The 6619-nt window shown below is 69.3% G+C and carries 7 protein-coding genes; 4 read left to right on the top strand and 3 right to left on the bottom strand.

Features of this window, described 5'->3' with window-relative positions; translation table 11 throughout:
- From QZ753_RS09810 to QZ753_RS09795, 4 genes are all read left to right on the top strand, one after another.
- Positions 1-537 (top strand): LuxR C-terminal-related transcriptional regulator (locus QZ753_RS09810; protein WP_294643238.1); only part of this gene is annotated, 537 nt, incomplete at its 5' end.
- 190 nt (positions 538-727) lie between these two features.
- Positions 728-1456, top strand: coding sequence for an aquaporin Z (aqpZ, locus tag QZ753_RS09805; RefSeq protein ID WP_294643237.1), 729 nt, complete (start codon positions 728-730; stop codon positions 1454-1456).
- A gap of 170 nt (positions 1457-1626) precedes the next feature.
- The gene (locus QZ753_RS09800) at positions 1627-1809 is read left to right on the top strand and encodes a CsbD family protein (protein ID WP_294643235.1); all 183 of its coding nucleotides are present in this window, start codon (positions 1627-1629) and stop codon (positions 1807-1809) included.
- Between the two features lie 74 nt (positions 1810-1883).
- The gene (locus QZ753_RS09795; RefSeq protein WP_294643233.1) at positions 1884-2336 is read left to right on the top strand and encodes a DUF2934 domain-containing protein; all 453 of its coding nucleotides are present in this window, start codon (positions 1884-1886) and stop codon (positions 2334-2336) included.
- Between the two features lie 16 nt (positions 2337-2352).
- On the opposite strand, the gene QZ753_RS09790 is transcribed toward QZ753_RS09795, so the two are convergent.
- The 3 genes from QZ753_RS09790 to QZ753_RS09780 are packed head-to-tail and all read right to left on the bottom strand — an operon-like array spanning position 2353 to position 6514.
- Positions 2353-4620, bottom strand: coding sequence for a molybdopterin cofactor-binding domain-containing protein (locus QZ753_RS09790; protein WP_294643231.1), 2268 nt, complete (start codon positions 4618-4620; stop codon positions 2353-2355).
- Positions 4620-5114 (bottom strand): (2Fe-2S)-binding protein, encoded by a 495-nt coding sequence (locus QZ753_RS09785; protein ID WP_294643229.1) that lies wholly within the window; start codon positions 5112-5114, stop codon positions 4620-4622. The genes QZ753_RS09790 and QZ753_RS09785 overlap by 1 nt, the downstream gene beginning before the upstream one ends.
- Positions 5108-6514, bottom strand: a complete 1407-nt coding sequence (locus QZ753_RS09780) for a cytochrome c (protein ID WP_294643227.1) — start codon at positions 6512-6514, stop codon at positions 5108-5110. Before QZ753_RS09780 ends, QZ753_RS09785 begins: the two co-directional genes overlap by 7 nt.
- Positions 6515-6619 lie beyond the last annotated feature (105 nt).

Genomic DNA, 6619 nt, shown 5'->3' with positions numbered 1-6619 from the left:
ACGACACGCCGACGCATGGAGAGCGAGCTGGTGGAGACTGGCGGCTTCCGCGGCTACGAGGCCAGGCTGAAGAAGAAGGACGGCTCGATCGCCGACTGCCTCGTCTCGGCCGAGACGATCCGCATCGGCGGCGAGACCTGCGTCCTCGACGTGTTCCAGGACATCACCGCCCGCAAGACCTCCGAGCTCGAACTGCTGCGCGCGATCGAGGAGGCGCTGGCCGATACCTCATGGCTCAGCCGGAGCGTCATGGAGAAGCTGGCCGACATGCGCTCGCCGCAGCCGGAGGGAGCGCGCAAGTCCGGCGGCGCCGACCTGACGGAGAAGGAGCGGCAGGTGCTCGGACTCATCTCGCAGGGGCTGGACGACAGCGAGATCGCCAACCTTCTCTTCCTGTCGCGCAACACGGTGCGCAACCATGTCCAGCGCATCTATGCCAAGACCGGGGTCCACCGGCGGGGCGAGGCGATCGTCTGGGCTCGCGAGCGCGGAATCGTCGGGTCCCAACCGCCCGCCAAACGGCCGCGGAAGCTCTGATCGCGAAAGATCGTCTCGCGCGCGAGAAAGTTATATCCGCATCAGCTGCACTAGTGCGGATGCGACTTATTTGGGTGGCTAATCCTCTAGCTTCGACGGGGAATGAACGCGGCAGCGGCCGAGCACCGGCCCGCCGTCGAAACCAACGCCCCACACTGCCCGAGGGCAGGTCAAAGACAGGATGGCATTCATGTTCAGAAAGCTCGCTGCCGAAGCGTTCGGTACATTCTGGCTGGTGTTCGGAGGGTGCGGCAGCGCTGTCCTCGCCGCAAGCTTTCCCGAGCTCGGTATCGGCTTCACCGGCGTCGCCCTCGCCTTCGGCCTGACGGTTCTCACCATGGCCTACACCGTCGGCGGCATCTCCGGCGGGCATTTCAACCCGGCCGTCTCGCTCGGCCTCGCCGTCTCCGGACGGTTCTCCTGGAACCAGCTGGGTCCCTACTGGCTGGCGCAGGTGATCGGCGGCGTCCTCGGCGCCGTCGTCCTCTACGCGATCGCCTCCGGCAAGGCCGACTTCACGGCGGGCGCCTTCGCGTCCAACGGCTACGGCGCCGATTCGCCGGGCGGCTACGGAATCGGACCGGCCTTCCTGATCGAGTTCGTCCTGACCGCCGGCTTCCTCATCATCATTCTCGGATCGACGGCCACCGCCGCGTCGGGCAGCTTCGCGCCGATCGCGATCGGTCTCGGCCTGACGCTGATCCACCTCATCTCGATCCCGGTCACCAACACGTCGGTCAATCCCGCCCGCTCGCTCGCCACGGCGTTCTTCGCCGATACGGGCGCGCTCGGGCAGGTCTGGCTGTTCTGGGTCGCGCCGCTGGCCGGCGCCGTGGCCGGCGCCCTGATCTGGCGCCACATCCTTTCGCCGGGCGAATCGACGCGCGGCATCGGCGCGGACGACCAGCGCGCGCCCTGATGCGGGTCACATAACCGGGAATGTGCGGATGCGGGCGACGATCGGGGCCACCTGCATCAGCCGACCTGATGCCCATGACACTTGGGCGCGTCGGGTCTTCCCTCCATGTTGAAACAACGGGTGGCTTCGCTTTGCGATGCCGCCCCCAGCCCGAAACAGAGGAGAGCGGGATGGGAGAGAAGAACGATCAGGCGGCGAAGAAGGAAGCGCTCGGCTCCGTGAAGGAAGCGCTCGGCAAGGTGATCGGAAACGAGCGCGTCGAGGCCGAAGGCGCGGCCGAGAAGGCGGCTGGGAAAGCCGAAGGCGGGAAGACCGGCACCCGGCGAAAGGACGACACGTCCAGGAAACCTTAAGCGCCGCAGGGCGCGGCGCTCTTTTTCGACACGGCTCGAAGGCGGGCTGACCCTTCCTTGCAGGCGGAGCACCCATGCTGAACCTCTATCGCAGACACGGCGAGGTCCCTGCGATCTGCGCCGTCCCCGACAACCATGCATTGCCGGACTTCCTGTCCGTCGACGGCTGGGTCCTCGCCGGCCGGACGCCGGATATCTCGGACCAGCTGCCCGAGCCCGACCGGCTGACCCATCAGGCGGTCCTTGCGGAGACCGGCTTCTACGTCTTCACCCCGGTGCAGGCCTTCGACGGGAATATCGCGCTCGCGGATCGTCCCCGGCAACCCTCGACCGACGAGATCGTGGAGGACGACCACCAGATGGATCTCGAACCGCTGGTGAAGGAACGCGCCTATTTCCTGTGGGAAGCGGCCGGCTGCCCGCTCGGGCGCGAACACGAGTTCTGGGCCGCCGCGTCGCGCGAGATCGAAGCCGACGTCCGGGCGCGCCTCGAGCGCCGACACGCCGGGCGGCACGTCGCGCGCTGAACCCGTGCGCCGTCCCTCAGACGCCGACGGCCGCGCGGATGCGCTCGCGCGTCAGCGGCAGGTCGTGGATCCGCGTGCCGATCGCGCGGGCGATGCCGTTGGCGAGCGCCGCGCCGCCCGGCCCCTGACTGCATTCCCCAGCCCCGAGGAACGGGTCGCCGGGACGCGGGATCACCTCGACGTCGATCGAGGCGGGCAGCGCGTCGAAACGCAGGATCGGATAGGTCGACCAGTCCACCGAGGTGACACGCGTCCGGTCGAAGGTGACCGCCTCGTAGAGCGTCCAACTCGCCGACTGGACGATGCCGCCCTGCACTTGGTTGGCGATGCCGTCGGGATTGACGATCTCGCCCGCATCCACCGCCGTCGAGGCGCGCACCATGCGCACGCGCCCGGTGTCGGGCTCGACCATCACCTCCATCGCCACCGCGCAGTAGGCCGCAAGGTTCTTGTAGCGCGCGAAGGCGAAGCCGTAGCCGTGATGGGCGGGGGGCTTCTCACCGGCCTTCCAGCCGAACATGGCGGCGGTGCGCTCGATCACCGCGCGAGCCCGCTCGTCCTGCATGTGGCGCAGGCGATACTCGACCGGATCGGCGCCGGCCTTGAGCGCCAGTTCGTCCATCGCGTTCTCGATCGAGAAGACGTTCATGTATGCGCCAAGGCCCCGCAGGGCCGAAACCCGCAGCGGCATCTCCTCGATGAAGTGCCAGACGACGTCGCGGTTCGGGAAGGCGTAGAGCGGGTTGGAGTTGCGGTCGCCGTTGCCCTCCGGCGTGATGCGCACGGTCGGGATCGTCGGCGCGAACGGGCGATCGAGATGCTGGGCGGGCAGAAGGGCCCCGGCCCCGCCGGGCCGCGCGTTGTGGGTGTTGCTCCAGACCTCGTAAGTCCAGTCCTGGATCGTGCCGGAGGCATCCGTGCCAGCGCGCACGCGCGTGACCATGCCCGGCGAGAACGGCTCCCAGGCGTGCTCCTGCTCGCGCATCCACTGGAGGCGCACCGGGCGGCCCGGCAGGGCCTGCGCGAGAAGCGCGGCATCGGCCGCCGCGTCGTCCGCGCCGTTGTGGCCGTAGCAGCCAGAGCCTTCGACATGGATGCAGCGCACAGCCTCGACGCCGACGCCCAGCATCTCGGCGATCGCCTCCTGATCGGGATAGACGCCCTGGGTGTGCGTCCAGACCGTCGTCACGCCATCCTGAAGGACGGCCAGCGCGCAGGACGGGCCGATCGAGGCGTGCAGCTGGTATGGCCGCGTGAAGCGCGCCTCGAACGGCGTGAGGCCCGGCGTGCCCGTCTGCCCTTCCTCGGCGACCTGCCCATCGGTAACGGGGCGGGACAGCAGATAGTCGGGAAGTTGCGAGGCATCCGGCAGGTCCTCGCGCTCCTCCCAGCGGGCGAGCGTCGAGAGTGTCCACATCGCCTTGATCGCTTGCCATTCGCGCTCAGCGAGAACGCCGAGGAACGAGCCGTTGCGCACGACCTTGAGGACACCAGTCATCGCCTCGACCGGCGCGCTGTCGACGGAGACGAGACGCGCGAGCGGGCTCGGCGGGCGGACCGCGCGGCCATGCACCATGCCGTCGGGCCGCATGTCCTGCACATAGGCGGGTGCGCCGGTGATCTTGCCAGGAATGTCGATGCGCGGGCGCGGACGGCCCATCTCGCGAAACTCGGTCGTGGGCTTCAGCACCGCGTCCGGACCTGCACGGCCCTTGATGAGGTCGCCGGACACCAGCTCGCCATAGGAGACGCGGCGTCCGTCCGCCGCGACGACGGCGCCGGCCTCCGCCCGCACGGCCTCGAGCGCCACGCCCCAGCGCCGCGCCGCCTCGCCTCTCAGGATCTCGCGTACCTGCGCGCTGACATGCCGGATCGCCCGGCCGCTGTCCTGCACGGAGTGGCTGCCCGCCGTGAAGCCCTCGTTCGGGCTCTCGCTCGTGTCGGGCCCGACCAGCGACAGGCTCTCGAACGGCAGCTCGAGCTCTTCCGCCGCGATCTGGAGGAGCGCGGTGCGGATGCCTTGCCCGAGCTCGGCCTTGCCGGTGAAAACGGTGGCGCGCCCGTCGGCGTCGATCCGTAGCCAGGATTCAAGGTTCGGATTGGTCTTGAGGCTGCCCGGCAGCTCCGGCGCCGCCTCCTCGACTGCCTGGAAGTTCTGCGTCTCGCTGCCCGGCGAGGTCGTCCCTTGCGCGAAGGCGCCGCGCATCGAGAAGGCCAGCACCAGCGAACCGGTGCCCAGAAGCACGCTGCGGCGCGTGAGGCCATGAGGATCGTGACGGGTCATCAGCCGTCCCTCGCGCCGGTGGTTCCGATGGCTGCAGTCCGCATGCTCGCGGCCGCCCGCCGAATTGCGGCGAGGATGCGCATATGCGTGCCGCAGCGGCAGAGGTTCGGCTCCATGTGGGCGCGGATCGCCTCGTCGGAGGCTTCCGGGTCGCGCTCCAGAAGCGCCTGCGCGCGCATCATCATGCCGGGAATGCAGTAGCCGCACTGCGCGGCCTGCTCGGCGATGAAGGCCGCCTGCATCGGCCCCGGCGCCTCGATCGTGCCGAGGCCTTCGACGGTCGTGACCGACTTGCCCTCCATCACGACGAGCGGCGTGACGCAGGAGAGGACCGCCTCGCCCCCCACCATCACGGTGCAGGCGCCGCACTGGCCGAGGCCACAGCCGTATTTGGCGCCGTGCAGACCGAGTTCGTCGCGCAGGACATAGAGCAGCGGCGTATCGAGATCGGCCTCGACCTCATGCTGCGTGCCGTTCACGGTCAGGCTTACCATGTGGGCTCCCGCTTGGAAGGATTGGCCGGGGCGGCGGAACCGGTGTCGAGCGAGCGCTGGCCGTTCTCGGCCCCGCGCGCCCGCGCCTCGGCGATGAGATCGGACGGGTCCTCCCACGCCGGCTGGTCGCTGTAGGTGCGGCGCATGTAGGCGAGGAGATCGGCGATCTGGCCGTCGTCGAGCGCGCCGGCATAGCCCGGCATGATCGGGCCGCGCTCGCCCTCCGGCGCCGGGATGCCGTTGAGGACGACATTGATCGGGTTGGCCGGCGTCGGACCGGAGATCGCGGTGGAATGGTCGAGCCGCAGGCCGCCGTACGGCAGCGGACGCCCGGCATCGTGGCAGGTCGAGCAGGCGGCGGCATAGATCGCGGCACCCCGGTCGGACGGATCATGCGCGACCGGCACGGTTTGGCTGCCGGCCGATGCGACCACCACGCCCGGCGAATGGATCGTCGCCTCGGCCGTCAGAGCCTCGGCGCGCTGCCGCTTCTGCGGAGCGGGCTCGCCCATCAACGAGACGATATAGGTCGCGATGGCGCGGGACTCGGCCTCCGGCAGGGTGCCGAGATTGGCGTTCACCGGCGCCATCGGCCCGCGCGCGATGCCGTGCCGCTCCTCCCAGCCCTGGTGCAGGTAGTGGGTCAGGCTGTCGACGTCCCATGGGATCGGCGCGGGCGAGGCTCCGTTCAGCGCATAGGCCGTCCAGCCTTCGGACTCGCCGCCCGCCAGATGGTCGTCGCCCCGCATTTCGGCGCCCAGAAGGTTGCGCGGCGAATGACAGGCGCTGCAATGGCCGAGGCCCTCGGCGAGATAGGCGCCGCGGTTCCACACGTCGTCCTTGGCAGGATCGGCCGTGAACGTGCCCTCGCGGAAGAACAGGAGCTTCCACCCGGCCAGCACCAGGCGCACGTTAAGCGGGAACGGGAGTTCGTTCGGCGGCGGCTCGGCGACCACCGGCTCACGCGTCATCAGGTAGGCGTAGAGCGCGCGGTTGTCGGCGTCCGACACCAGCGTGAAATGGTCGTAGGGAAAGGCGGGATAGAGGTGTCGCCCCTCCCGGTCGACGCCCTCGCGCATCGAGCGCGTGAACGCCGCCTCGCTCCATCGGCCGATCCCGGTCTCGGGGTCCGGCGTAATGTTCGTCGCATAGATGGTGCCGAACGGCGTCGGCAGCGGCAGCCCGCCCGCAAAGGGCTTGCCGCCGGGTGCGGTGTGGCAGACCACGCAGTTCCCGACGGCCGCAAGGTCGGCCCCCTGCTTCACGAGCGCGGGCTCGAAGCTCTGGGTCGACGCGCTCTCGACGGGGGCGATCTCGCTTTCCCAGGCATAGGCCGTGAAGCCGACCGCACCGACGACAACGATGGCAAGGAGGCCGAGGCCGGCGTGGCGCAGTTTCATCGGCCGCTCGATTCAAGACACCGCCAGATTGGAAGCGCTACAGACGATCAGCTAGCGGGATGCCTTCTCCATCCAAGGTCTTGGACCGACAGACTGCGTATGCGG

Source organism: uncultured Aureimonas sp. (genome assembly GCF_913775355.1).
GTDB lineage: Bacteria > Pseudomonadota > Alphaproteobacteria > Rhizobiales > Rhizobiaceae > Aureimonas.
The sequence above is the reverse complement of the archived record's forward strand: the minus strand, read 5'-3'. Positions and strand labels throughout refer to the sequence as shown.